The sequence below is a fragment of the Methylobacterium sp. A54F genome (genome assembly GCF_053346035.1).
On sequence record NZ_JBKFBF010000189.1, the window covers coordinates 1 to 290 of the forward strand.

A 290-nucleotide genomic window follows, 5' to 3' on the forward strand; every position below is an offset into this window, starting at 1 on the left:
CCCGCGTGCTGCTCGTAACCGACCGCGGGGTGCGCGGGGCGGGGCTGACCCGCGCCGCCGAGGCCGGCTTCGCGGCGGCCGGCATCGGCGTGACGGTGTTCGAGGACGTGGTGGCCGACCCGCCCGCCGCGGTGGTGGAGCGCGCCGCGGCCCTCGCCCGGAGCGAGGGCGTGGAGGCGGTGGTGTCGGTGGGGGGCGGCTCCGCCCTCGACACGGCGAAGCTCGTGGCGCTGCTCGCCCGCTCGGACGAGCGCCTGGACGACCTCTACGGCGTCGGCCTCGTGCGGGGG

The 290-nt window shown here is 79.7% G+C and carries 1 protein-coding gene; it reads left to right on the forward strand.

The features are described from left to right. On the forward strand, positions 1 to 290 hold a 290-nt coding region (locus tag ACLBXP_RS25915; protein ID WP_447670658.1), incomplete at both ends, for an iron-containing alcohol dehydrogenase.